The following is a 26,040-nucleotide window of genomic DNA, read 5'->3' on the forward strand; positions in this document are numbered from 1 at the left end:
TTTACCGACGGAAATCTTGAGCACGGCACGCACTCTTACGCATCGCGGGCTTCCTGGCCTTACGACCGCTGCGCGCAGGGACCCGATCGCGGCGCTTGGACGAACGACAACGGCCCACATGTCGCCATGTGGGCCGTTGTGCCAACCTTGCGACGGACCGTCGAATGCCCGGTCCGGTCAGGTCACTTCCGAATCAACCGCGCAGGAGCGTCAGCACGTTGTTCGGCAGCGAGTTGGCCTGGGCCAGCATCGCGGTACCGGCTTGCGACAGGATCTGCGCGCGGGTCAGCGACGCGGTTTCTGCAGCAAAGTCGGTGTCCTGGATCCGGCTGCGCGAGGCAGACAGGTTCTCGGACGTCGTTTCCAGGCTCGAAACCACCGAGCTGAAGCGGTTCTGGATCGCGCCCAGGTCAGCACGAGCTTCGTTCACGCTCTTCAGTGCGGCGTCCATAGCCAGGATGGCGTTGTCGGCACCGTCGACGGTCGAGATGTCGAGGTTAGCGAAGCCGACTTGCGCCGTGCCCTTGGCGAACGTGGTGGAACCCGCAATGTTCGTGCCGCCGGCAGCAGAGGTACCTGCAACCAGACCGGTTTCCTTGAGCATGTCGGCAGCCGCGGCAGTACCGCCCACAACCACGTCGCCCTTGGCTGACGTCAGCTTCAGGCGACCTGCGTCGACCGTGGCCGTTACGTTGGTCTCAGCCGACAGGTTGTTGATGGCGCTGGCAACGGTGCTCAGACGCGATGCTGCGTTGCTGGTTGCGCCGATCGGGCCGATGTTCTTGCCGTTGATGGTGATGCCGCCGCCTGCGATAGCTGCGAAGTCGCTCTTTGCTGGCGTTGCCGCCTTGACCGTCAGCGTGCCGGCGAAGTTGTCGCCCGTGATCGAGAACTCGCTTTTGCCCGAGTTCGAGAAGGTGATGACTTCGGCGCCTGCACCGCCTGTTACGGCAGCGGTCAGCCCGGGAATGCCGGCTGCGCCCAGCTTGGTGTTGATTTCAGCGACCATCGCAGTGCGAGCGGTGGCGTTGTCGGTGCCGGCGGTAACGGCGGCCAGGTCGATTGCGGTGCCGTTGACGGTGATTTTGCTGGCAGCGTAGTCGAATGTCGTCGCGTCAGGCGCCGTCAATGCGGCGGCGCTCAGCGTTGCCGTGCCGCTGACAGCAGCAGTAGGCGTACCAACAGGAGCCACGCCACCCACTGCAGCGGCCGTGTCCTTGCTGGTCCACGAACCCAGGGCGTTCACGTTGGCGTTGGCGATGCCGTTGATGCTGATGGTCTGGCCCTGGTTGGCGCCGACCTGGAACGCCTTGCTGGTGAAGCTGCCGTCGATCAGGCTGGTGCCGTTGAAGGACGTGTCCTTGGCCACGCGGCCGATTTCGGAAGACAGCTGCGCAACTTCTTTCTGCAGTGCGGCGCGGTCGTCGGCCGAGTTCGTCGCGTTGGCGGACTGAACCGACAGTTCACGGATACGTTGCAGGTTGGTGCCGATCTGCTGGAGCGCGCCTTCAGCGGTCTGGGCCAGCGAGATACCGTCGTTCGAGTTGCGAACGGCCTGGTTCAGACCCTTGATCTGCGTGGACATGCGCTCGGAGATGGCCAGGCCAGCTGCGTCGTCCTTCGCGCTGTTGATGCGCAGGCCGGTCGACAGGCGTTGCAGCGACGTCGTGGTCGCCGATTGCGACGAGTTCAGATTGCGCTGAGCGTTGAGCGAAGCGATGTTGGTATTGATGACTTGTGCCATGACGTATCTCCCTGGAGGTTAGTCATATTTCAGTTTCGGGACCGATGCCCGCTTTATGCATTCGTTGTGTGGAAAAGTCCACTTCACGATTTGCCCGTTCGGCCTTGCAATCTGCCAGTACCTTCGGGTCGTCCGTTCGGTACCGGTAGATCGTCGCTGCACATCGCGGCGCGGCCTGGATGATGCAATTAACGGGGGGGCGTTTTGAAACTTTAGGCGGGGAGCGAATTTAAACTTTAAAAAAAGCCCTAAAGTTTTTTGAATTCGCGCAGATCACGCATTGACGCGGGTTTCAAGACCATGAATACCGTCGCAAAAATACGTATTAGAAAATGGCCGATCCACGTTGCGTGGCGGCCGGACATCAGTCCGGGGTGTCGAGCGTGAAATAAAACGTGGCGCCGAGGCCTGGCGCGCTTTCCGCCCACACCTGTCCGCCGTGGCGTCCTATCACGCGTTTGACGGTGGCCAAGCCAATTCCTGTGCCGGGAAACTCCGCTTCGCGGTGGAACCGCTGGAAGGCGCCGAACATCCGGTCTGCATGCTTCATGTCGAAACCTGCCCCGTTGTCACGGACGAAATACACGGGAAAGCTGCCGCGCACGAAACACCCGAACTGAATTCGAGGATGCTCGACTCGCCCGGTGAATTTCCATGCATTGCTCAGAAGATTGACCAGCGCCGCGCGCATCAGCCCTGGATCGCAATCCGCATACGTCGGACTCGGCAGCACAATCTTTACGTGGCGGCCCGGATCCTGCGCGGCAAGACCACACAGGATTTCTTCCACCATCTGCGTCAGGTCGACCTGGGCACGAAGCAGGCCGCCCTGATTGACGCGTGCCAGCTGCAGAAGGTCACCAATAAGACCGTTCATCCGTTCGGCGTTGGCCGCGATCTGCTGAACATATTCAGCACCGGTCGGCCCCAGTTGCTCGGCAAAGTTTTCCTGCAACAGACCAAGAAACCCACCGATATTGCTCAGGGGTGCCCGCAGGTCATGGGAGACGGAATAGGAAAATGCTTCCAGTTCTTCATTCGTGACGCTCAATTGCTGGGTTCGCTGGGCTACCCGCTTTTCGAGCCCTTCCTGCACGCGCCTTGCGGATTCCTGCTGCTCCATATGCTGCGTCACGTCTTGTGCATACCCCGCAACTCCCATGGGTTCGCCGGTCTCGTCAAGCAGGCAATTCATGTGGATTTCAAACCACCGAGGTTCTCCCCGTACTGGCCATATCTGTTCAAATCGTTTTGGCGCGCGATTTTCAAGCAATTGCTTATGTCGCAATGCATACAGTCGGGCGAGGGCAGGGGGCATGACCTCGTCGACTGACCGCCCAATACACTCGTCCGCACGACGGCCCACCAGTTTGGCGTAGGTGTCCGTGACAAAGCTGTAGCGACCTGAAAGATCAACGATCCAGGTGGCTGCAGGCATCGATTTGAAGAGGGCTTCAAGCATGCCTTGCTTCATTTCCGGTGGGGCAGAGGATTCAGCCGCAGGCGGCCGGGCGAGTTCCCGCATCGATATCGTATTTAATTGAAACAATTGAAACTTATTGTGTCGGATTAATTCCTACACCGCCAAGCTAATTAGGTAGACGTAAGGAGTATCCCTCTTCTACTTCATCGGATTGATGAAAGAGCCGATAATTTGCTCTATGTCCACCGCTCCAGTTTGGATGGTAGCGCAGTGGCGTAAGCCGCAGTACTAGTTGTGATGGACATTTCCATTTAGGGAACACGATGAACGCCAGTTTTGAAATCGCCGATGCTGTCAGCCTCAACGCTGGCGCTGTGCCGGAGTCTTCCGCGATGTCGCGATTGAACGCGGAAATTCGTGACGCCAATCTGACGTATCTGTTGCTTGCACAACAAATGCTGCGCATTGATCGCGCTGAAGCGCTGTTTCGTTTGGGCCTTTCGTCCGAAGTCGGCGACCTGGTCGAATCGTTAACAACCGCCCAATTGATCAAAATCGCGTCGACAACCATGTTGCTGGCCCGATTCCGCTTTGACGACTCCCTGGTCTGGAATCTTCTGGCCACTCCCAAGCGCGACGACGCTCCCTCTCGCATGCACGCCGCCATCCTGATGGCGAGCCGCACCGCGGCGGCTGCCTGATCGCCAGGCAAGTTCAGCTCGCCATTCGTGCCGTCGTGCCGTCCAGCGGATTGCCATCATGCCCATGAAGCTTGGTGTGGAGACACTTCCGGCTGTCGGCATGTCTGAGCGCTGCTCGCGCGGCTTGTCGCATGCATCCGCAGCGACCGATGTCTCTACGACCGTTGGATTGACGGCCGTGACGGCATCAAACCGCGCCCATCTTCCTTCCGTAAGTCAGGATCTGCCATGACACGCGCTAAAAGCGTCTTGTCCGAAGCTCGCCAGATCGAGATCGCGTGCGAGCTTATCCAGCTCGACGCACGTCTCCAGGTGCTGGAATCCGAAGTGACGCTCTCGCGCGAGCGTCTGCTGCGTCTTTATCGTGAAATCAAGGGCAAGTCGCCGCCAAAGGGCATGCTGCCCTTTTCGACCGACTGGTTCATGACCTGGCAGCCGAACATTCATGCGTCGCTGTTCATGAACATCTACAAGCATCAGTGCGGGCTGCCCGAGCTGGCGCCGGTGGAATCGTTGATCCGCGCCTACCGGTTGTACCGCGAGCAGGTCCTGCAGCTCGGCATGCCCGAAGTCCTGTCGATCACGCGCGCCTGGCGCCTGACGCGCTTCTTCGATGCCGGCATGCTTGGCATGACGCGCTGCACCAGTTGCAGCGGTGAATTCGTCACCCACAGTTTCGAGCTTGCACACCAGTATGTGTGTGGCCTTTGCCACATGCCGTCGCGTGCGGGCAAGACGCGTCAGTCAGGGACCCTGTCCGACGCCGACGTGTCGGTCGAAGCGTAAAGCGTCAATTACTCGAATATGCGTGTAACGCACTCAAGATTCCTGTCAGCCTGCCGAAAACGGGACTAGGACTTCGCGCGGCTTGTGGCGAGGGATTTTTAGGAGTGCGAGCGCATGCTCGTCATCATTGGCTACATCATCGTTGCGGTGTCGGTACTGGGCGGCTTCGCGCTGCACGGCGGTTCGTTGGGCGCGCTTTTCCAGCCCTTCGAACTTCTGATCATCGCGGGTGCGGCCCTGGGCGCATTTGTCTGTGGTAATTCCAGCAAGGTGGTCAAGGCCACGCTCCTGTCGCTCCCCACGACTCTCCATGGTTCGAAGTTCAGCAAGCAGCGCTACCTCGACCTTCTGGCCCTGTTGTACGAAATCCTGAACCGTGTGCGCCGCGAAGGCCTCATGTCGATTGAAGCCGACGTCGAAGAACCGGCCAACAGTCCCCTGTTCCAGAAATACCCGACCCTGCTGGCCGATCACCACCTCATGGAGTTCGTGACCGATTACCTGCGCCTGATGGTCAGCGGCAACCTGAATCCGCTTGAACTCGAAGCCCTCATGGATCAGGAAATCGACACGCACCACCACGAAGCCCTGATTCCCGCGGGCGCTATCCAACGCATTGCCGACGGCCTGCCGGCATTCGGCATCGTCGCCGCCGTCATGGGCGTGGTCAACGTGATGGGTTCCGTCGGCGAACCGCCCGCCATCCTTGGCGGGAAGATCGGCGCCGCGCTGGTTGGCACGTTCGTCGGCATTCTCCTGGCCTACGGCGTTGTCGGGCCACTTGCTTCTGTCATCGAGCAGAAGGCCAGCGAAAACGGCAAGCAATTCGAATGCATCAAGGTGGCCTTGCTGGCCAGCCTGAACGGTTATGCCCCCGCCCTTGCCGTCGAGTTTGGTCGCAAGGTCCTGTTTTCCACCGAGCGCCCCACCTTCGCCGAGCTGGAAGACACCGTCCGAGGAAAGTCGGCGGCCTGACGGCAGCCGACAGATCGAGCCGAGACCGCCATGCCAGCCAAAGAAGGCGTTGCGCCCATCATCATCCGACGCGCTCGCAAGCGTCCGCATGCCGCCCACCACGGCGGCATGTGGAAGATTGCGTATGCCGACTTCGTGACGGCAATGATGGCGTTCTTTCTTCTCATGTGGTTGCTCACTACCAGCGCTGAGGCAGACCTGAAGGGTATCGCCACCTATTTCCAGACGCCGATCAAGCTGACGGTCTCGTCGGGCAAGGTGGCCGGCGACCCGGCCACGATCATGAATGCAGGCGGCCGGGACATGACCCGCCCGGTGGGGCACAACCGCACCGCCGACGCCGATCTCGAGCGTCGCGAACGGCGGCAGCTCGAATCGTTCAAGACGCAGCTTGAAAGCCTGGTGGCGGGGCAGGCGACCTTGAAGCAGTTCAAGGACCAGATTCTGATGGACATCACCGACGAAGGGCTGCGGATCCAGATCATCGACGAAAAGAATCGCCCCATGTTCGACACCGGAAAGACGGTGCTCAAGGACTACAGCAAGATCATTTTGTCCGAACTGGCGCGCGCGCTGAATGGCGTGCCCAACAAGCTGTCGATCTCCGGACATACCGACGCCACGGCGTATGCAGGTGGCGATGCCGGCTACAGCAATTGGGAACTGTCAGCCGATCGCGCCAATGCCGCGCGCCGCGCCATGTTGTCCGCCGGAATGGATCCGAGCAAGGCGCTGCGGGTCGTCGGCCTGTCCGATTCAGCCCCGTTTACCGAGGTTGACCCTCGCGCTCCGCAGAATCGGCGCATCAGTATCGTGGTGCTGAATAAACGCAGTGAAGAATTCCTCAAGAAAGGTGGGGTTTCGGCCGATGTTCCAGCCATCCCCGACGCACTGGAAGTTGAAGGGGCACCCTGGCGCGTCTCAGCGTCCACGGACGCACGTTAATCATATTTAGGCCGGGGTGACCCGGTCGGTTTGGAGGAAGATCATGGGTGCCGGTGATAATCGGTTGATGGATATGGTCGACGAAAAGGCGCGGCTGGCAGGTTCCAACAAGATGGAACTGCTGCTGTTTTCGTTGGGCGGCAATGAGGTATTCGGCATCAATGTGTTCAAGGTTCGCGAGGTCTGCGAAACCATTGCTATCACCAAGACGCCGAATGTCCCGCGTGGTGTGGAAGGCATCATTTCGCTGCGTGGCGCGATCCTGCCGGTCATCGACCTGGCAACTGCCATCAACATGCAGATCGACGCGCCGCGCACCAAGCTGTTGATCACGGAATTCTCCAGCCACACGCAGGCATTCCTCGTGGCCGATGTGGACCGCATCGTTCGTGTGGACTGGGAAAAGGTCAAGTCGCCCCAGTCGATGCCGACCAGCAACATGACGTTCATGACGGCGCTGACCGAGCTTGCCGACGGCAAGCTGGTCTCGATCCTGGACGTGGAACAAATCCTGGCGTCGGTGATCGGCGAAGACAAGGTCCCTGCCGAAATCCTGCCGGTCGATGCCGATATCAAGTCGAACGTCTTCTTTGCCGACGATTCGATGCTGGCGCGCAAGAAGATCACCGAAGTGCTCGACCGCATGGGCTTGCCGCACCAGCACGCCATTAATGGCGCCGAGGCATGGGACAAGCTCAAGGGCATCGCCGCTCGCTGTGACGCCGAAAAGATTCCGCTGGACCTGTCGCTGGGCATGATCCTGGTCGACGCCGAAATGCCGGAAATGGACGGTTATGTGCTGACACGGCACATCAAGTCCGATTCGCGTTTCGCAGGTATTCCGGTTGTCATGCATTCGTCGCTGTCTTCTGTCGCGAACAAGAAGCTCGGTCAGCAGGTCGGCGTTGACGCCTACGTGGCCAAGTTCCACCCGACCGAGCTGTCCACTATGATCGCCGCTCAACTTACCCACGTAAAGGCTAGAAAGGGAGCAAATGAAGCCTGACGATCTCAAGTTCCTCATCGTCGACGACTTCTCGACGATGCGGCGAATTGTCCGCAACCTCCTGAAAGAGTTGGGATACAACAACGCCGACGAGGCCGAAGACGGCCAGATCGCGTTGGGTAAGCTGCGCACCGGAATCTACAATTTCGTTGTCAGCGATATCAACATGCCCAACATGAACGGCTTCGAGCTGCTCCGGGAGATTCGCGCCGATGACAATCTCAAGAAATTGCCTGTCCTGTTGGTGACGGCAGAGGCCAAGAAAGAAGACATCGTCCTCGCAGCGCAGATTGGCGCGAACGGCTACATCGTGAAGCCGTTCACCAAGGCAACGCTTGAAGACAAACTGACAAAAATCGTCCAGAAAATGAACGGGAGCGCGTGATGGCCAACGCCCGCGACAATGAAGACCTCGAAGCGTTGTTCGATCAGATCTCGTCCGAGACCCTTGCACGTATCAACGACGAGAGCGCCCCCGCGGCAGCGGTCACTGCGCCTGTTGCGCCGGTTGCCGTGGCAGCGCCAGCTTCTGGCCACGCAGCCAGCAGCGTCACCAACAACGCAGCCGGCGGTCACACCGGTGAGCCGGGCGACGCCGAGCAGGCCGAGTTCTATCAACGCGTGGGCGCGCTGACGCGTCAGTTGCACGACGCGCTGCGCGAGTTGGGGTACCACCAGAAGGTCGAGCAGGCGGTCAATTCGCTGCCCGACACCCGTCAACGACTGGACTACATCGCTCGCTTGACGGGCCAGGCCGCGGAACGCGCGCTGTCCAATGTTGAGAAGGGCCAGGACATCCAGTCGCGGGTCGAAGCCGATGCGTCGACGCTCGATGCGCAGTGGAACAAGCTTTACGCGCGCACCTTGTCGGTCGACGAGTTCAAGCAGGTTGCGGGCGACACGCATGCCTACCTGCGTCGCTCGGCTCAGGATTCGCAGGCTACCCAAGCCTTGCTGACCGACATCATGATGGCGCAGGATTTCCATGACCTGACAGGTCAGGTCATTCAGAAAGTGCTCAAGCTGGCCCAGGACTTCGAAGAACAACTGGTCATGCTGCTGATTGAAAGCACCCCCGCAGACAAGCGTCCGAGCGCCCATGGCGAATGGATGAACGGTCCCGTGGTCGACACATCAGGCCGTGACGATATCGTCACGGACCAGGCCCAGGTCGATGACCTGCTGGAAAGCCTGGGTTTTTGAGCGAGAAGATAGTGTCCGCCTTTGCCGAAATGCAGGATTTGCTGTCAGATTTCCTGACGGAAGCGTCCGATCTGCTCGATGACGTCGATATCGGTCTGCTCGAGCTCGAACAACGTCCCCACGATACGGGGCTGTTGAATCAGGTCTTCCGAGGATTCCATACCGTCAAGGGTGGCGCGGGGTTCCTCGACGCGACGCCGCTGGTCGAACTGTGTCACCGCGGTGAAAACCTGCTCGACCTGCTGCGCAGTCATGTGCTCGTGATCACGCCGGAAATCATGGATCTGATCCTTGCGGCGACCGGCGAGGTCCGCCGCATGTTCGGCGAGATGGAGCGGGGAACGATGCCCGAGTCCGCGCCGCAAGCCCTCCTGCTGGCCCTAGAAGCGGCAGCACGGGGCGAAACGGTCGATACCAGTGCGCTGCGCGGCATCGTGTCCGAAAGCATCGAGCCGCATATGGCTCCGGTCATGGCGCTGGATCAGAACGAACCGGATTGGCTGGGCTTTTACCGCGCAGCGTTCGGCGAACCGCCGGCACGGGCAGGGCAGGTGGATGGCGCGGGCGGTCAGGTTTCGGTCGCGGCACCCGGTCCGGCGTCCGCCGCCGCGGGCACGCCAGCCAGCGTCGCCACCGCCAAGCAGCCTGCCAAGCCCTATCGCACCGACATGCTGGCGCCTCCCGCAGCATCGGCCGTTGCCAAGGACTCGACCATCCGTGTCGACACCGCGCGGTTCGACCAGATCCTGAACCTGTCGGGCGAAATCGGCCTGACCAAGAACCGCCTGAGCTGCCTGCGCGATGCTCTCGTGGCCAATCGCGCCGACGATGACATCACCGAAACGCTGGACGTCGTCTTCAGCCAGCTGGACACGCTGGTGTCCGATCTGCAATCGGCGGTGATGATGGCCCGGATGCAGCCGGTCGGTCGGGTGTTCCAGAAGTATTCCCGCCTGGCGCGAGACCTGGCGCGGCAACTGGAAAAGGATGTCGAGCTCGTCATCACGGGCGGCGAAACGGAAGTCGACAAGACCATCCTGGACGAGTTGAATGACCCGCTGGTCCACCTGATCCGCAACGCGGTCGACCACGGCATCGAAACGATGGTGGAACGCCGGTCGGTCGGCAAGTCGCCACGCGGCAAGCTGCACCTGTCGGCGCGGCAGACGGGCGATTCGATCGTGATCGAAGTGTCCGACGACGGACGCGGCATGGATCCGGAACATATCCGGCGCAAGGCGGTAGAGAAGGGCGTGATCAGTGCCGAAGAAGCGTCGCTCCTCGACCACTCGCAATGCCTGAAGCTCATTTTCCTGCCAGGTTTCTCGACCCGGGCGGAAGTCAGCGATCTGTCGGGCCGCGGCGTCGGCATGGACGTCGTCAAGACGAACATCGAAAAGCTCAAGGGCCAGATCGACCTGCAATCGTCGCCGGGCATGGGCTCACACATTGTTGTGTCGTTGCCACTCACCCTGGCGATCTTGCCGGTCCTGATGCTCAAACTGGTCGACCAGCCCTACGCCATTCCTCTTTCCGCCGTGCGCGAAATCATTCCACTGCGTCAGGAAGAGATGCACAACATCGGCAATGCGCAGGCGTTGACCATCCGGGGTGAAGTCTTGCCCGTGATCGACCTGGCCGTGCTGCTGGGTCGTGCCCGGAAGACGCCGCCGACCTTGGCCGTCGTGCTGGCCTACGGCGAGCGGCAACTGGTCCTTGGCGTGGATGGTTTCATCGGCCAGGACGAGGTCATGATCAAGCCGCTCGAAGGCATCCATCCAAAAGGTGTCGCTGGCGCAACGCTTTCGGGCGACGGCACACTCGTTCTCGTGCTCGAAATGAAGCAACTTCTCGACGGTCTGTTCTGACGTCAACCCGCGCCGGGCCGCGGCCTGCAAGGGCGCGGGGCCGGTCGCGGCGTCTTGCGGGTCTGCAAGCCGTTCGGCTTCCAAGATAAGCCCCGGTTTCCGCTGTCTGTTCAACGTTTTGCCTGTTACGCGTAACGGAAATAATGCGTTACGTCTTGAAGGATTAATCCCACGGCTCTCGTGTCGTGGCTTCCTTCAAGCCGTTATCAGGCATTCCGGAAGACCGTGTCAGACAGCAGCGAAAGCGACAACGAAAAGCCCCTAGCCCCCTCCCAACGGCGGCTGGATCAGGCACGCGAGAACGGCCAGGTCGTTCGATCGCGCGACCTGTCGGGGGCAATGTCCACGTTCGCCTGCGTGTGCGCCGTGGTCGTGGCCGGCGGCCACATCTCCGAGCAGGCGATGGGCTGGATGAAGTCGTCGTTCGTCACGGCGGCAAGCATGGCGTCCACGACGCAAGATGATGCCGTCCTCGTCAATGCCGTCTACGAACTGATTGGCGCCGGCCTGTTGGTAACGGCGCCCGTCATGGTGGCAGGCATGCTCGCCGGGGTGGTCGGATCCGTGGCGCTTGGCGGCTTCCTGCTGTCCGGCAAGGCACTCACCCCCGATTTTTCCCGTTTGTCGCCCCTGAAGGGCCTCGGCCGCATTTTCTCGATGGCAGGCCTGGGTGAACTGGGCAAGTCCATCCTCAAGGTCGTGGTGCTGGGCGGCATTGCGGGCGCGCTGGTGTGGCAGGGCGTGCAGGAATGGCTCGCCCTGATGTCGCCGTCGCAGCCCCAGGCGCTGCTTACCCTTGGCAGTCTTCTGTCCAGCCACTCGCTCGCCATGGCCGGGGCGCTGTTCATCATTGCAGCGGCCGATGTCCCGCTGCAGTGGTGGAAGCACCACAAGCAGCTTCGCATGACGCTGGAAGAGGCCAAGCAGGAAAACAAGGAAACCGAAGGCGATCCGCAGGTCAAGGGCAAGATCCGGCAGCTGCAGCGTGAACGTGCACGCGCGCGCATGATGCAGGCCGTGCCGACCGCCGACGTCGTCGTGACCAACCCCACGCGTTACGCGGTCGCGCTGAAGTATGACGATCGCCGCATGGGCGCCCCCCGCGTCGTTGCCAAGGGCACCGACGACGTGGCGGCACGGATTCGCGAGATCGCGGCCCAGCACCGGGTGTTGCGCGTCGAAAGCCCGCAACTGGCGCGCGCCTTGCACAAATACGCCGAGATCGAACAGGAAGTGCCGACCGCGCTGTATCGCGCCGTCGCGCAGGTGCTTGCTTACGTCTACCAGGTGCGGGATCACGTACGCGGCCCGATGCCTGAACTGCAGCCCGTCGAAGTGCCCGAGGGCTGGGACCCGTTGGACGGTCACACGCCAGTTGATCTGCGGGGCCGTCGATGACCACGCGCTCGATCAAGGTAGGCGGCCTGGTGTTCAGCACCACGCAGCTGCGCGAAATGGGCATGCCGGCGTTCATTCTGCTGGTGCTCGGGATGATGCTGCTCCCGCTGCCGCCCTGGATGCTGGACCTGCTGTTCACCTTCAACATCGCCATTTCCTTGCTCGTGCTGCTGGTGTCGACGTACACCAAGCGCCCGCTGGACTTTGCCGTCTTCCCGACTGTCATCCTGGTGACGACGCTGCTGCGCCTGTCACTCAACGTGGCATCATCGCGTGTCGTGCTGCTGCACGGGCACACCGGTCCGGACGCTGCCGGCAAGGTGATCGAGGCGTTCGCGACATTCCTTGTCGGAGGCAATTTCGCCGTCGGCGTGGTCGTGTTCCTGGTGCTGGTGATCATCAACTTTGTGGTGGTGACCAAGGGCGCGGGCCGGATCGCTGAAGTGTCGGCGCGATTCACGTTGGACGCGATGCCCGGCAAGCAGATGGCCATTGACGCTGACCTGAACGCAGGGCTGATCAACGAAGCCGCTGCGCGACAGCGTCGCTCGGACGTGTCGCGAGAAGCCGACTTCTACGGCGCCATGGACGGTGCGTCCAAGTTCGTGCGCGGCGATGCCATCGCCGGCATCATGATTCTGTTCGTCAACATCATTGGCGGGTTGCTGATCGGCGTCACCCAGCATGACCTGAGCTTTGCCGAAGCGGGTCGCAATTATGTGCTGCTGTCGATCGGCGACGGTCTGGTGGCCCAGGTGCCGGCGCTGCTGGTGTCGATCGCCGCAGGCTTGATCGTCTCGCGGGTTGGCGAGGGTGAGGACATCGGTACCGAGGTGGGCCGGCAGTTGCTGGGCACGCCACAGGCCCTCGCATTGTCGGCCGGCATCATTGGCATGCTGGGCATGATCCCCGGTATGCCGAATCTGGCGTTCCTGTTGCTTGCAGGCTGCATGGGTGCTCTGGCATGGAAGCTGGCGCGCACACGCGCCGATGCCCAGGCCGCTGCCGTCGCCCCCGTGGTTCCCAATGAACCGGCTGAAGCGCAGGAAGCCAGCTGGGACGACGTCAGCCACGTCGATACCGTGGGCTTCGAGGTGGGCTATCGCCTGATTCCCCTGGTCGACAAGACGGGTGACGGCGATCTGCTCAAACGTATCAAGGCGCTGCGCAAGAAGTTCGCGCAAGACGTCGGCTTTCTCCCTGCGGCCGTGCACATCCGCGACAACCTGGAATTGCGCCCGGGTGGCTATCGCATCACCCTGAAAGGCGTGACGATTGGCGAAGGCGAGGTCCAGACCAATTGCTCGCTGGCCATCAACCCCGGCCGCGTCACACGTGAAGTGCAGGGCACGCCGACCCGCGATCCCGCATTCGGTCTGCCCGCGTTGTGGATCGATGCGGCCAGTCGCGAGCAGGCACAGGCGGCTGGCTATACGGTGGTCGACGTCAGCACCGTGGTTGCGACGCACCTGTCGCATCTGCTGCATGCGCACGCGGCTGAACTGCTGGGCCGCGGCGAACTGCAGGCGCTGGTCGATCACTTCACGCGCGCTAATCCCAAGATTCTTGAAGACCTGGTTCCAAAGCTGATGTCGATGGCAAGCCTGCAGCGCGTGCTGCAGTCCCTGCTTGACGAAGGCGTGCATATCCGCGACTTCCGCAGCATTGTCGAGACCCTGTCCGAACACGCGGTTCGCACGCAAGACCCGGCCGAGCTTACGGGCGCTGTCCGTGTCGCCCTGGGCCGCGCAATCACGCAGGGCATTTTCGGTTCGACCGGCGACGCCGAAGTGCTGGCGCTGGATCCCGAACTCGAACGCATCCTGCAGAACACCAGCGTCCGGCCGGGCGAACTCGGCGCCATTGAGCCGATGCTGGCCGAGCGCCTGTTGCACGAGGCGTCTGCCGCTGTCGACAAGATGGACGCGCTTGGCAAGCCTGCCGCGCTGCTGGTGCCTGACCGCCTTCGCCTGGGCCTTGCCCGATTGTTTCGCCGAACCGTGCCCCGCCTGAAGATTCTCGCGCATTCCGAAATCCCGGAGTCGCGACTGATTCGCGTGGCCATGACGCTGGGTGGGCGCTAGCCATGCCCGACCGCGTTTGCTCCATTACCGCTGTAGCTGGAAACTGACCCATGACATTCCGTAAATTCGTTGCTGCCTCGACCCGCGACTGCCTGCGCCTGATGCGCGAGGCGCTGGGTCCCGATGCGATGATCGTGTCCACGCGCCGCACGGCCGGCGGGGTGGAGGTGATCGGTACGCGGGGCGAGCCAGCGCCGGAGGCCCCCACGCCGGCACCGGCGCCTGCCCATGTGCAGACGCGGACTCCGCAGTACGAACCCTCGCCGCTGGCTGCGACCAATCTGTGGGATGCCATGGAAGACGAGCCCGTGCGCCTGTCGCCGGCTGCGCGGGTGCTGGCCGAGCATGACCGGCCAGAAGGCTATCCACCCGAGCCGGCCGATCTGCCGCTGGCTCGGTGGCCCCAACTTGCAGAGCGCCAGATTCCGCACGTGGTTCGCTCGGCTCGCAACGAATACGCCAGCCACGCGCAACCCGCCCCGGCTGTTGAGGAACCTCGCGGCATGCCTTCGCATCGTCCCGGCCCGCCGTCGGCGTCGGCACCGTCGGAATCCGAACGCAAGATGCGTGAAAGCATGGGCCTTCCCCGCGCAATCGACCTCCCGACCGCAGAGGCAAGCGCCCGCGCGCAGGCGTCGGCCACGACGCGTCTGGATGATGGCGACCGCGCGGCCCTGGCTTCCGAAGTGTCAGAACCGATCATGAGCGAAATGCGCTCGATGCGCGGCTGGCTCGAGCACCAGATGGATGCGCTGGCATGGCGCGATTCGACGCAGCGCGATCCGTCGCGCCGCACGCTGTGGCGCAAGATGGTCGACGGCGGATTCACGCCCGAACTCGCTCGCACGGTAGTGACCCATCTGCCTGAAGGCATGACCGAAGACCGTGCAGACGATTGGCTCGCAACCGTGTTGACGCGCAACCTGGCCACGGTCGATCCGATCGACACGATGGTGGAACGCGGTGGCCGTTTTGCCATCGTTGGCCCGACCGGTGTCGGCAAGACGACGACCACGGCCAAGATCGCCGCCCACTGCGTCGTGAAGTATGGCGCGGCGGCCCTCGGCCTCATCACGACCGACCAGCACCGCATTGGCGCGGTCGATCAGTTGCACACCTTTGGCCAGATCCTTGGTGTGGAGGTCTATGCCGCGCGGGGGGCGTCCGATCTGGAAGCCATCCTGGCGGGCATGGGCGACCGCCGTCTCGTGCTGGTCGATACCGCCGGCATGAGCCAGCGCGACGACAGCATGACGGATCACCTGCGCGCGTTGAATGTGTCGGGCGTGAAGCGGATTCTGGTCATGCCCGGCGGCACGCATGCCGAGCAGGCCGAAGACATCGTCCAGGCCTACAGCGCGGGTGGTCTGGCCGGACTGATCATGTCCAAGCTCGACGAAGCGGTGCGGGTGGGTGGCGTGCTGGATGCGGCGATCCGTCATCGAGTGCAACTGCAATTCGTGACGAACGGCCAGCGCGTTCCCGATGATCTGCACGTGCCCAATGCACCGGTACTGGTCCACCGCGCCTTGCGTCCGCGGCATTCGCCCGTGTTTGCACTGAATGCCAATGAACTCGACTGGGCATGCATGCCCTCGGCGGCAGGCGCAGCCCTGCACGCAGCGAGCGTTTGATGACCGGGATGCACGACGTCGGCCCCGGCCCGACTTTATCTGGTGACGCGTATGTATACCCGTGAAGGCGTGCTCGATCGCCAGGACAATATCGAGCAGTACATTCCGATGGTCCGCCGTATGGCCCATCATCTGGTCGCGCGGCTGCCTGCCAGCGTACAGATCGAAGACCTGATGCAGGCCGGCATGATGGGGCTGCTCGACGCCCTGGGCCGGTTCGAAGAAGGCCTGGGCGCCCAGTTCGAGACCTACGCGACGCAGCGGATCAAGGGTTCGATGCTGGACGAACTTCGCCGTGGCGACTGGCTGCCGCGCAGCGTTCGCCAGACCCAGCGCAAGATCGAAGGCGCCATGCAGCGCGCCGAGCACAAGCTCGGCCGCGGCGCGTCCGACGCCGAAATGGCGACCGAGATGGAAGTGCCGTTGACGCAGTACCAGGAGATGCTGGCGGATGCGCGCGGCGCGCAACTGTTCTATTACGAAGACATGGACAGTGGCGAGGACAGCGACAACTACCTCGACCGCCATGTCGTCGACCGGACAGGGGATCCGCATCAACGACTGTCGGATCGTCGGTTCCGTGAAGCGATCGTCACCGGCATCGAGCGTCTGCCCGAACGCGAGAAGCTCGTGATGGGCCTGTACTACGAACAGGAGATGAACTTCAAGGAAATCGCGGTGGTGCTGGGCGTGACGGAATCACGAATCTGTCAGTTGCATTCGCAGGCGGTTGCGCGTCTGCGCACCAAGCTCAAGGATTGGGGCAAATAGCCGCCAGGCAGTAAAAGAGAAGCAATGAAAAAAGCGCCTTGAGCAGTCAGGCGCGTTTTTATAACAATCAGCTCAGTGCCAGGTGTCGGTATCGCTATGGGGACTCGCCATCAGTACCGCGCGCCCAATCCCAACTGACCATTGTTGGCGTACGACAGATCCGCACCACTGGCGTGCGCCAGGAACGCCAGGCGGCTGGTGGCGGACGCGGCCTGGAGATCAGACAGTTCCGCACCGATTTTGGAATCCTGAGCGGCGGCTTCAAGGCGCACCCTGAAGGCTTCGCGAATGGCAGGCGAGCAATGTTCCAGCTGCACAAGCGCCTTGGGCATGGCTTGCTGCAACGCCAGCGTGGCATCGGCCAGCTTGCGGCTGGCAAGCTGGATACTATCCGCGTCGCGGGTGTGCACCAGTCCAGTCAGCGTTGCACTTGCCGCGGCAAAGCGGTCCAGCAGCACGGAAAAAGCGTCCAGCGTCATCAACGTCCCAATGTGTCTCGTTCAATTTCCAGCATCTTGTCTGCCACGGCTTCGGCATTCACTTGGAATTCGCCGTTCTTGATTGCCGTTTTGATGCGTTCGACATTTTCCAGATTCACCGGCGCCTGTCCGGCGCTGGTGCCGGCAAGCCGGCTCGACAGCTTCGAAAGGTGCACCGATTCGCTTGTGGCCGAGTTCGGCGCAGCGCTGGCTTGCGTCCGGGCCTCGGTGGGCTCGTTGCGTGTCAGGTTGACTGGCGGCGAACCCTTTTGTGTGATTTTCACCATGTAACTCCGTCCAGGCGTGTCCGGGAAGAGGACTGAATGTCCAGCTTCGGACGATATCTAGCCTTATCGGCTCGTCATGCCGAAACTTTAGCACCGGCCCGGAAGCGAAGTTACAGGTTGACCTCGATCTCGCGATCGTCACGCATGGTGCCCGCCACGGTGCGCCCTGATTCCAGCTGCACGCGCGTGGACTGCCCCGGCGTTGCCTGCTGTAACAGCTTGCCGGCCGCCTTGATCATGAAACCGGGGCCGATCAACACCACTTGCACCGGCTCACCCGATGCCATGCGCGCACCGGATTGCAGTGCATCGGGCGGAATGGGTTCCCCGGCGCGCGCCTGCCGCACGATGCGTGAGCCAGCCAGTGCCTTGTCGTCGGTCACGACGCCGCGCGGCCAGGCGGCCATGTTGACGTCGCTATAAGTCCAATCGCCCGGTTGCACGACGGAACCCGGCGCCATGGGGCGCACGAAGATCGGTACCGAAACGAACAGCGCCACGTCGACAGGGACTCTGACTTGCCAGTTGGGCGTCGCACATCGAAGCCCGATGTACGTTTTTCCCCACACCCGTGTACCGGGAGGAAGGAAAACCTCGGGCTGGCACGGGGCGCGGGCAAGGCGATCTTCGAGCACTGATCCCAGCGAGATCTCGATCCGGGCGCCCAGGGCCTGGGCTTGCGCTTCGACGCGCTCGCGCAGCATCTGCTCGGCCTGTGCCGCCGGGCCACTGGCTTGCAACGGCGCAGCGGTGCGGGTTGCCGGCGCGGGCGCTGCTGCGTTCACCCCTGCACTCCACGCCAGGGCGAGGGCAGCAAGAAGGAGAGGGAGGCGTGTCATCAAGGCATTCCGGTTCATCAGGGATGAAGCACTCTACCGCGCGCCCCAATCAGCCATGTTGAAAACAGCACTGAAAAAAGAGGCTTACTCCGGGTTTAGTCCTCAACCCCACCCCGAATAATGGTTACGTCTGGAAAAGTTTCCGCCCCCCTATCCCACCCGATCGTGGAGTCCTCGTGATCAGCCGTCTAAGTGATGAACTGCGTTTCAACGCACAATCGCTCGAATTGCGCGCGCAGCGCCAGGAAGTGCTATCCGCCAATCTGGCCAATGCTGAAACGCCGAACTTCAAGGCACAGGACTTCAACTTCAGCGACGCATTGCGATCCGCGACGGGCGCGGGCAACGGGCCCTCCGTGGCGCCCGTCAACATGGCCACCACCAATTCTCGCCACTTGAGCGGCGACGCCAGTGCGGGCATCCCGGTTGCCTTGCAATACCGCACCCCCACCCAGGCTGCCATCGATGGCAACACGGTCGATCCGGACCTGGAACGCACCCAGTTCACCGACAACGCCATGCGGTATGACGCGTCGCTGCGCATGCTGAATGGTCAGATCCAGACTTTGCAGCGCGCCATTCAAGGCAACTAAGGAAACCGACGATGTCCCTCAACAAGGCATTTGAAATCGCCGGGTCGGCGCTGACTGCGAACAGCCAGCGCCTGAACACCGTGGCCAGCAATATGGCCAACGCCGAAAGCGTCAGCGGTCCCGACGGCGAGGTCTATCGCGCTCGCAAAGTGGTGTTCGAGTCCTACCTCGTGCCCGGCGCCGCCACGGGTGGGCAGGGTGTCCGGGTCCGCGAAGTCATGACGGATCCTGCACCGGCCAAGCGGCTCTACGACCCGCAGCACCCCATGGCCGATGGCGAGGGCTATATCAGCATGCCCAACGTCGAGATCGTTGACGAAATGGTCGACATGATTGCCGCGTCGCGCGCCTACCAGACCAACGTCGAAGTCATGAACACCGCAAAGACTCTGATGCAAAAAACACTGTCGCTAGGCAGCTAAGGACCCACCATGGCCGTTTCGAACGTTTCCAACGTCAGCAGTACCGATAACCAGTCGACCTCCAGTCTTGCCGCCACCAGCGCCAAGGAACTGTCCGATCGTTTCCTGACGATGCTGACCGCGCAAATGCGCAATCAAGATCCGCTGAACCCGCTCGACAACGCGCAACTGACCTCGCAAATGGCGCAGATCAGCACTGTCACCGGGATCAGCCAGCTGAACACGACCATGCAGTGGCTCGGCTACAGCATGGGTTCGCTCCAGGCCACGCAGGCAACGTCGCTCATCGGCCGTCAGGTACTGGCTACCGGCAATACTCTCACGCTCGATGAGGGCAAGGGCACGGTCGGCTACACCGTGGCTGCCGATGCCGACAAAGCCACGCTGCAGGTCTACGACAAGGACAAGAATGTGGTTGCCACATTGCCGCTCGAAGGCAACACCGTGGGTACGCATACCTTCGAATGGGACGGCAAGACGGCCGATGGCAAGAAGGTGGCCGACGGCGCCTACACCTTCGACGTGCTGCTGGAACAAGGCGACAAATCCGCCAAGGCGGCGACGCTGGACGTCAAGGAGATCGCCGCTGTGCGTCCGTCCTCCAACGGAACAGTCGTGCTCGATTCCAAGGGCGCCTCGATCGACCTCGCCGACGTCTACCAGGTCTGGTAAGCCAAGATTTTCCATCCGATCATGCCCAGGTGCGCCGCAGGCGGCGACCGGCAACTCTTACTCTCGCAAGGCACATCATGAGCTTTCAACAAGCATTGAGCGGACTGAACGCCGCCGCAAAGAACCTGGACGTGATCGGCAACAACGTTGCCAACGCGAACACGATCGGCTTCAAGGGCGGGCGTGCCGAGTTTGCCGACGTCTATGCAGCAAGCGTAGTCTCGTCCACGGCGTCGCAATCCGGCATCGGCACGAAAGTGGCCGCCGTCACGCAGCAGTTCACGCAAGGCAGCATCACCACCACCAGCAATCCCTATGACGTCGCCATCTCCGGCAACGGCTTTTTCCGCATGGATAACCAGGGCGCGACGGTGTACACCCGCAACGGGCAGTTTCATCGCGACGACTCCGGGTATCTTGTGAACGCGGAAGGGCTCAAGTTGACCGGCTACTCCGTCAATAACAACGGCCAGGTCGTCACCGCACAGCCACAGCCTTTGCAACTGGTCGTCAACTCGATCGAAGCCAAGGCCACCACCAAGGCGACGCAAAGCGTGATTCTCGACTCGCGCAAGCCGGCGATTGCCGACAACGTTGCGTTCGACAAGAACAACTCGGACACCTTTACCGACGCGAACTCGATGAGCCTGTACGACTCGCTCGGTAATTCGCATCTGCTGTCGGTGTATTACCGCAAGACCGACCCCGGCCAGTGGGACACCTATTACTCGTTCGACGGTGGCGCCGCGCAAAAGATGTCCAGCATGGAGTTCAACACCAGCGGCCAGCTCCAGTCGATCGACGGGAATCCGGACAAGCTGCAACCGACGATCACGATCCCGGCTGCCGACATGACCACGGGCGCTGCCGACCTGACGTTCACCTACGACATGACGAAAACGACCCAGACCGGCCAGGCCTTCAGCACGAACACCCAGACGCAGGATGGCTACTCATCCGGCCGCCTGACCGGCTTCAGCATCGACGAAACCGGCTCCCTGCTCGCCAGCTACTCCAACCAGCAGTCGCGGGTGCAGGGACAGATCGCCCTTGGCATGTTCAACAACCCCACGGGCCTTGCCTCGATTGGCGGCAACAACTTTGCCGAAACCGCCGCATCGGGCACGCCGCGCCTGGGTTCCCCGGGCAGCAGCGACTTTGGTACGGTGCGCTCGGGCGCGCTTGAAGAAGCCAACATCGACCTGACGGCCGAGCTGGTGAACATGATCACTGCACAGCGCGGCTACCAGGCCAACGCACAAACGATCAAGACGCAAGACTCGATCATGCAGACCATCGTCAACTTGCGTTAACCCAAGCCAGGAAACGCCCCTTCATGGACCGCGCCCTTTTCATTGCTGCCACCGGTGCGCGCGAACTCATGCGCCGCCAGGATGTGCAGACGAACAATCTGTCCAACGCCATGACGCCCGGGTTCCGCGCCGAAGTGGCGGCACAGCGCACCGCGCCGGTGATCGGTGGTGCCGGACTGCCGACGCGCGCCTATGCCGTCGAGTCCACACCGGGTGCGGATCTGGCGCCCGGCGCAATGATCGCAACCGGCCGTACGCTCGACGTCGCGGTGCAGGGCGAAGGCTGGTTTGTGGTGCGATCCAACGACGGTACGGAAGCCTTCACACGCTCAGGCAGTTTCCAGCAGTCTGCAGACGGCGCCCTGGTCGACAACGCGGGGCGTCCGGTCATTGGATCCAACAACCAGCCCGTGGTCCTGCCGGTCAACAGCCGGGTCGAGATCAACGAAGACGGATCCATTTCGTCGATTCCGAACGACGACCGCATTCAGGCAGCCATCGTGGGGGATTTGAAACTGGTCAATCCGCCGGCGGCCAGCGTGACGCGTGGCGGTGACGGCCTGTTCCGGCTGACGGCGGGGGGTGTCGCGCCAAATGTCGACGGCGTGCGGGTGGCGGGCGGCATGCTCGAAGGCAGCAACGTCAACTCGGTCGAAACCATGGTCACCATGATTTCGGCGGCGCGCCATTTCGACATGCAAGTGCAAATGATGCAGAAGACCGATCAGAACCAGCAGGCCGCGACACAGATCCTGTCTTTGAGCTAAACGCGCGGCAAGCTGACCGCGCTTATCGGCGGGTCGGCTGTTGCCTTGGTCCGGGTTCGACCCGGATCGTCGCAAGCAACGTCTTAACGAACATTCCGCGGCCCGTATCCGGGCGGCGGCAAGAAAGAACATGGGTGGCGCGGGCTGCCCTCAAGGAAAGTCATCATGATGCGTGCCCTCTGGATTGCCAAGACCGGTCTCGATTCACAGCAGACCCAACTGGACGTCATTTCGAACAACCTGGCCAACGTCAGCACGAACGGCTTCAAGCGTTCGCGCGCCGTGTTCGAAGACCTGCTGTACCAGACGATTCGTCCGGCAGGCACGCAGGCAACGCAACTGAACCAGGTGCCTGCGGGGTTGACCGTCGGCACGGGCTCACGGCCGATCGCTACCGTCCGCAACTTCACACAGGGCGCGCTGCAGCAGACCTCCAGCAGTACCGACGTGGCCATCAACGGACAGGGCTTTTTCCAGGTCCAGATGCCTGACGGCACGCTTGCCTATACCCGTGACGGCAGCTTCCAGGTCGATGGTCAGGGCCAGCTGGTCACCAGCAACGGCTTTGTCGTGGACCCGGGCATCGTGCTGCCGCAGGGCGCCAAGGAACTGGCGATTGGCCAGGATGGCACGGTCAGCGCAGTCGTGGCGGGGCAGGTGCAACCGGTGCAGCTGGGCCAGATCCAGGTCGCGACCTTCATCAACCCGGTGGGCCTGTCGCCGCTTGGCCAGAACCTCTTTGGCGAAACCGCTGCATCGGGCGTGCCGACGGTCAACGTACCGGGCGAAAACGGTGCGGGCATGCTCAATCAGGGCTATGCCGAAGCGTCCAACGTCAACGTGGTCGAAGAGCTCGTCGGCATGATCCAGACCCAGCGTGCGTACGAAATCAACTCGCGCGCCATTTCCACCGCCGACCAGATGCTGTCGCGCATTGCGCAGCTGTAAGCGCGATCACGAGGTTCGTATGACCAAGGTTGTTGTCTTCCGGGCGCCGCTGCGCCGGATTCTGTTGGGCGTTGCCGCGATGGGATCGCTGCTGGCCGCGTTGGGCGGTTGCGCCGTTCCCAAGATCGACATCGCCGGGCCGACCACCGCACGGCCCGTCGACCCGATCGCCATGAGCGCGGCGCGTCGGCCAACGGGGGGCATTTATGCTTCCGCGCCGGGCTATCGCCCGCTGTTCGAAGACGTGCGTGCCCGCGACGTGGGCGACACCCTGGTGGTGAAGCTCGAAGAGCGCATCAACTCCACGCAGAGCAACAACACGTCAACGCAGCGCACCGCATCGGCTCGCGCCAGCGTTCCCTTGCTGGCGAAACTGCCGGGCGGCGGACTGCTGCGGGGTCTTGGCATCGAAGCGGACAGCGACAACAAGTTCAACGCCAAGGGCGCGACTGGCGCGTCCAACATCCTGTCCGGCACCGTGGCAGTGACCGTGACCGAAGTGCTGCCAAATGGCAACCTGGTCGTGGCTGGCGAAAAGCAGATCGGCACCAATCGCGAGACCGAGCGCGTGCGCTTCTCGGGGGTCGTGAACCCGACCAACATCGTGGGCGGCAACACCGTCAGTTCTACCCAGGTGGCAGACGCCCGGATCGAATATCGCGGCCAGGGCGCCATCGACGATGCGCAGACCGTGGGCTGGCTGTCGCGCTTCTTCTTCTCTGTGTTGCCGTTCTGATGTCTTCTTTCATCTCCTCCTTGCTGCGTGCGCAGCGGACCCCTTGGGCGGCACGCGCCAGCATGTCTCGTCTGGTTGGGGCGTTGGTGCTCGGCGCCCTGTCGCTGGTGCTTGCCGCGGGTCCGGCGCAGGCGGCGCGCATCAAAGACCTGGCGACGCTGCAGGGCGTCCGCAGCAACCAGTTGGTCGGCTACGGTCTTGTCGTCGGCCTGGATGGTACGGGCGACCAGACGACCCAGACGCCGTTCACCACCCAGTCCCTGATGTCCATGCTGTCCAACCTGGGCATCAACGTGCCGCCAGGAACGCGGCTTCAACTGAAGAACGTGGCAGCCGTCATGGTCACGGCGTCCCTGCCTGCGTTCGCGCAGCCGGGTCAGCAACTCGACATCACGGTCAGTTCCATGGGCAATGCGAAGTCGCTGCGGGGCGGCACGCTGCTGCTGACACCGCTGAAAGGCCTGGACGGCCAGGTGTATGCCATGGGGCAGGGCAACCTGTCGGTTGGTGGTGCAGGCGCATCGGCGGCCGGCAGCCGCGCGCAGATCAATCATCTGAGCGCCGGCCGCATCCCGGGCGGTGCGACCGTCGAGCGCGAAGTCGCGACGCCTTTTGCCGATGACAGCATGCTGCGGCTCGAACTGACCACTGCGGACTTTTCGACCGCACGTGCGGTCGTCGAGGCGATCAACAAGTTCTTTGGCAGTTCGGTCGCGCGTGCTCTGGATGGACGGGTGATCGAACTGGCATCACCGGGTACGCCCAACTCGCGGGTGACGTTCATGTCGCAGATCGAAGACATCGAAGTCAACGGCAGCCGCGCTCCGGCACGTGTTGTCATCAACGCGCGTACCGGGTCCGTCGTGATGAACCAGAGCGTGCGCCTGAGCCCGGTCGCAGTGGCACACGGCAATCTGAGCGTCACGGTATCGACCACGCCGCAGGTCAGTCAACCGGCCCCCTTTGGCGCCGGCCAGACCGTGGTGACCGAACGCGCCGACATCGAGATCCGCCAGGGCGGCGGACCGATCATGCACCTGGATGGCGGGGCGCAGTTGTCCGAGGTGGTGAAGGCCTTGAACATGCTGGGCGCAACGCCGCAAGACCTCATTTCCATCCTGCAGGCATTGAAGACGGCAGGCGCACTGACGGCGGACCTGGAGATCATCTGATGGCAAAGCTGGATGCGGGAACCTCGGCCGGAATGGCAATCGACGCGCGGTCGCTCGACGCGCTCAAGGTGCAATCGCGTACCGACCCGAAGGCGTCCGCACGGACCGCCGCGCGTCAGTTTGAAGCCCATTTTGCACAGACGCTGCTGAGCCAGATGCGCCAGACGTCATTTGCAGGGGAAGGCGGCATTGCGGAGGCGTTCAACAGCCCGGCAACGCAGAACTGGCGCGGCATGCTCGATCAGCAGATGGCCCAGACACTGTCCGGCGTGCCGACCAAGCGTCCCGACGGCTCCACGTCGCCGGCACCTGAACACAGCGGGCTTGGACTGGCAGACGTGATCGAAAAGCAGATGACGCGCAGCACCGTGTCGGCCGACTCGGTTGCCCGCGCGAATCTTCCGCTGTCGATGTCGACACTCAGTCTGGCCCGTTCGCGCGCCAGCCTGCAAGGCCAGGGCCAGCAGGTCGACCCAGGCGCTGCGCTGAACCTGAACGGGGCGCGCCGCATCCAGAATGGCAGCTTTTCCAGCGCATCAGCCAGCAATGGGGCAAGTGCTGGCGCAACTCCTGGCGCAACACCTGGTGCAAGCACCGGCGCGGTCCTGTCCGACAGCATTCGACGTTACACCGGGCAGACGCAGCAACGCGCCGGCACCGTGCCGGGTGCGAGCGCTGCCAAGGCCGCCCGATCCACTCCTGAAACCGCCACGGTGGCTGGCTCGCCTGAAGACGTGCGTGCCAATTTCCTGGCGAAATATATGCCCGCGGCGCGCAGGGCCGAAGAGGCGACTGGCATCCCGGCCGTATATATCCTCGGGCAGGCGGCGCTGGAGTCGGGCTGGGGCAAACATGAGATCCGGAGCGCCGACGGTCAACGCAGCCACAATCTGTTCGGCGTGAAAGCCATGGGCTGGTCGGGCCGTGTGGCGGAAACCCGCACCACCGAATACACCGATGGCAAGGCCGAGCGCGTGTCCGCGAAATTCCGGGCGTACGACTCCTACGAAGACGCATTCGAGGATTATGCGCGCATGTTGTCGACCAATCCTCGCTACACCAATGCGTTGAAGGGCAGTCGCAGCGCCGAGCAGTTCGCGCAGGGACTGCAGCGCGCCGGCTACGCGACCGACCCGCGTTATGCCGAAAAACTGTCCAGCACGATCCGCCGCGCCATGAAGGTCGTGGTCTGATCCGAGCCGGGTCCGGCAGGTCGGCTCAAGATTTTGCCCGGGCAACCGTTAATCAAAGGAACGGGCGAAACCGCTCCAGGC

At 62.4% G+C, this 26,040-nt stretch carries 26 protein-coding genes; 21 read left to right on the forward strand and 5 right to left on the reverse strand.

Annotation, left to right across the window (positions count from 1 at the left end; genetic code table 11):
- Positions 1 to 193: 193 nt before the first annotated feature.
- Together IE116_RS24755 and IE116_RS24760 are read right to left on the reverse strand one after the other, a co-directional pair.
- Complete coding sequence (locus IE116_RS24755; RefSeq protein WP_189616454.1) at positions 194 to 1,744, reverse strand: flagellin; 1,551 nt, start codon at positions 1,742 to 1,744, stop codon at positions 194 to 196.
- A gap of 364 nt (positions 1,745 to 2,108) precedes the next feature.
- Entirely contained in the window at positions 2,109 to 3,206 is a 1,098-nt protein-coding gene (locus IE116_RS24760) for a sensor histidine kinase (RefSeq protein ID WP_189616456.1), read from the reverse strand.
- A gap of 353 nt (positions 3,207 to 3,559) precedes the next feature.
- Here IE116_RS24760 and flhD point away from each other — a divergent pair, with 353 nt between their 5' ends.
- The 12 genes from flhD to IE116_RS24820 all read left to right on the forward strand — a co-directional run bounded on the left by flhD (position 3,560) and on the right by IE116_RS24820 (position 16,538).
- Positions 3,560 to 3,868, forward strand: coding sequence for a flagellar transcriptional regulator FlhD (gene flhD / locus IE116_RS24765; RefSeq protein WP_179590768.1), 309 nt, complete (start codon positions 3,560 to 3,562; stop codon positions 3,866 to 3,868).
- 228 nt (positions 3,869 to 4,096) lie between these two features.
- Positions 4,097 to 4,654, forward strand: coding sequence for a flagellar transcriptional regulator FlhC (gene flhC, locus IE116_RS24770; protein ID WP_189616458.1), 558 nt, complete (start codon positions 4,097 to 4,099; stop codon positions 4,652 to 4,654).
- A gap of 114 nt (positions 4,655 to 4,768) precedes the next feature.
- Positions 4,769 to 5,629, forward strand: coding sequence for a flagellar motor stator protein MotA (gene motA / locus IE116_RS24775; protein ID WP_189616460.1), 861 nt, complete (start codon positions 4,769 to 4,771; stop codon positions 5,627 to 5,629).
- A gap of 30 nt (positions 5,630 to 5,659) precedes the next feature.
- Positions 5,660 to 6,574, forward strand: a complete 915-nt coding sequence (gene motB / locus IE116_RS24780; protein ID WP_189616461.1) for a flagellar motor protein MotB — start codon at positions 5,660 to 5,662, stop codon at positions 6,572 to 6,574.
- A gap of 43 nt (positions 6,575 to 6,617) precedes the next feature.
- Complete coding sequence (locus IE116_RS24785; RefSeq protein ID WP_189616462.1) at positions 6,618 to 7,580, forward strand: chemotaxis protein; 963 nt, start codon at positions 6,618 to 6,620, stop codon at positions 7,578 to 7,580.
- Positions 7,570 to 7,965, forward strand: coding sequence for a chemotaxis response regulator CheY (cheY, locus tag IE116_RS24790; protein ID WP_189616463.1), 396 nt, complete (start codon positions 7,570 to 7,572; stop codon positions 7,963 to 7,965). The genes IE116_RS24785 and cheY overlap by 11 nt, the downstream gene beginning before the upstream one ends.
- Positions 7,965 to 8,783, forward strand: coding sequence for a protein phosphatase CheZ (cheZ, locus tag IE116_RS24795; RefSeq protein ID WP_189616464.1), 819 nt, complete (start codon positions 7,965 to 7,967; stop codon positions 8,781 to 8,783). Before cheY ends, cheZ begins: the two co-directional genes overlap by 1 nt.
- Positions 8,780 to 10,651 (forward strand): chemotaxis protein CheA, encoded by a 1,872-nt coding sequence (locus IE116_RS24800; protein WP_229828891.1) that lies wholly within the window; start codon positions 8,780 to 8,782, stop codon positions 10,649 to 10,651. Before cheZ ends, IE116_RS24800 begins: the two co-directional genes overlap by 4 nt.
- Positions 10,652 to 10,876: 225 nt before the next feature.
- Positions 10,877 to 12,049, forward strand: a complete 1,173-nt coding sequence (gene flhB / locus IE116_RS24805; protein WP_189616465.1) for a flagellar biosynthesis protein FlhB — start codon at positions 10,877 to 10,879, stop codon at positions 12,047 to 12,049.
- Complete coding sequence (flhA, locus tag IE116_RS24810) at positions 12,046 to 14,133, forward strand: flagellar biosynthesis protein FlhA (protein ID WP_189616467.1); 2,088 nt, start codon at positions 12,046 to 12,048, stop codon at positions 14,131 to 14,133. The genes flhB and flhA overlap by 4 nt, the downstream gene beginning before the upstream one ends.
- Before the next feature lie 50 nt (positions 14,134 to 14,183).
- Positions 14,184 to 15,767, forward strand: a complete 1,584-nt coding sequence (gene flhF, locus IE116_RS24815; RefSeq protein ID WP_189616468.1) for a flagellar biosynthesis GTPase FlhF — start codon at positions 14,184 to 14,186, stop codon at positions 15,765 to 15,767.
- A 51-nt stretch (positions 15,768 to 15,818) separates the two neighbouring features.
- Positions 15,819 to 16,538 (forward strand): RNA polymerase sigma factor FliA, encoded by a 720-nt coding sequence (locus IE116_RS24820; RefSeq protein WP_189616471.1) that lies wholly within the window; start codon positions 15,819 to 15,821, stop codon positions 16,536 to 16,538.
- A 110-nt stretch (positions 16,539 to 16,648) separates the two neighbouring features.
- Here the strand turns inward: IE116_RS24820 and IE116_RS24825 are convergent, their stop codons facing one another.
- From IE116_RS24825 to flgA, 3 genes are all read right to left on the reverse strand, one after another.
- On the reverse strand, positions 16,649 to 17,017 hold the full coding sequence (locus IE116_RS24825; protein WP_189616473.1) for a hypothetical protein: 369 nt from the start codon (positions 17,015 to 17,017) through the stop codon (positions 16,649 to 16,651).
- The gene (gene flgM / locus IE116_RS24830; protein ID WP_189616475.1) at positions 17,017 to 17,304 is read right to left on the reverse strand and encodes a flagellar biosynthesis anti-sigma factor FlgM; all 288 of its coding nucleotides are present in this window, start codon (positions 17,302 to 17,304) and stop codon (positions 17,017 to 17,019) included. Before flgM ends, IE116_RS24825 begins: the two co-directional genes overlap by 1 nt.
- Before the next feature lie 110 nt (positions 17,305 to 17,414).
- Positions 17,415 to 18,143, reverse strand: a complete 729-nt coding sequence (gene flgA / locus IE116_RS24835; protein ID WP_189616477.1) for a flagellar basal body P-ring formation chaperone FlgA — start codon at positions 18,141 to 18,143, stop codon at positions 17,415 to 17,417.
- A gap of 176 nt (positions 18,144 to 18,319) precedes the next feature.
- Here flgA and flgB point away from each other — a divergent pair, with 176 nt between their 5' ends.
- The 9 genes from flgB (at position 18,320) to flgJ (ending at position 25,959) form a co-directional block, all read left to right on the forward strand.
- Positions 18,320 to 18,736: a flagellar basal body rod protein FlgB gene (flgB, locus tag IE116_RS24840; RefSeq protein ID WP_189616479.1), complete on the forward strand. Its 417-nt coding sequence runs from the start codon at positions 18,320 to 18,322 to the stop codon at positions 18,734 to 18,736.
- 11 nt (positions 18,737 to 18,747) lie between these two features.
- On the forward strand, positions 18,748 to 19,158 hold the full coding sequence (flgC, locus tag IE116_RS24845; RefSeq protein ID WP_189616481.1) for a flagellar basal body rod protein FlgC: 411 nt from the start codon (positions 18,748 to 18,750) through the stop codon (positions 19,156 to 19,158).
- Between the two features lie 9 nt (positions 19,159 to 19,167).
- Positions 19,168 to 19,830 carry a flagellar hook assembly protein FlgD gene (locus IE116_RS24850; RefSeq protein WP_189616483.1) on the forward strand — a complete coding sequence of 221 codons (663 nt, stop codon included), beginning with the start codon at positions 19,168 to 19,170 and terminating at the stop codon, positions 19,828 to 19,830.
- Between the two features lie 77 nt (positions 19,831 to 19,907).
- On the forward strand, positions 19,908 to 21,143 hold the full coding sequence (gene flgE / locus IE116_RS24855) for a flagellar hook protein FlgE (RefSeq protein ID WP_189616485.1): 1,236 nt from the start codon (positions 19,908 to 19,910) through the stop codon (positions 21,141 to 21,143).
- A 23-nt stretch (positions 21,144 to 21,166) separates the two neighbouring features.
- A complete protein-coding gene (locus IE116_RS24860) occupies positions 21,167 to 21,910 on the forward strand; it encodes a flagellar basal body rod protein FlgF (RefSeq protein ID WP_189616487.1) in 744 nt (247 codons plus the stop codon).
- Positions 21,911 to 22,075: 165 nt separating this feature from the next.
- Positions 22,076 to 22,858 (forward strand): flagellar basal-body rod protein FlgG, encoded by a 783-nt coding sequence (gene flgG / locus IE116_RS24865; RefSeq protein WP_179590018.1) that lies wholly within the window; start codon positions 22,076 to 22,078, stop codon positions 22,856 to 22,858.
- A 19-nt stretch (positions 22,859 to 22,877) separates the two neighbouring features.
- The gene (locus IE116_RS24870; RefSeq protein WP_189616488.1) at positions 22,878 to 23,594 is read left to right on the forward strand and encodes a flagellar basal body L-ring protein FlgH; all 717 of its coding nucleotides are present in this window, start codon (positions 22,878 to 22,880) and stop codon (positions 23,592 to 23,594) included.
- 62 nt (positions 23,595 to 23,656) lie between these two features.
- Positions 23,657 to 24,766, forward strand: a complete 1,110-nt coding sequence (locus tag IE116_RS24875; protein WP_189616490.1) for a flagellar basal body P-ring protein FlgI — start codon at positions 23,657 to 23,659, stop codon at positions 24,764 to 24,766.
- Complete coding sequence (gene flgJ, locus IE116_RS24880) at positions 24,766 to 25,959, forward strand: flagellar assembly peptidoglycan hydrolase FlgJ (protein WP_189616492.1); 1,194 nt, start codon at positions 24,766 to 24,768, stop codon at positions 25,957 to 25,959. The genes IE116_RS24875 and flgJ overlap by 1 nt, the downstream gene beginning before the upstream one ends.
- Positions 25,960 to 26,040 lie beyond the last annotated feature (81 nt).

Origin of the sequence: Pigmentiphaga litoralis (assembly GCF_014651835.1) — a bacterium.
Lineage (GTDB): Bacteria > Pseudomonadota > Gammaproteobacteria > Burkholderiales > Burkholderiaceae_B > Pigmentiphaga > Pigmentiphaga litoralis.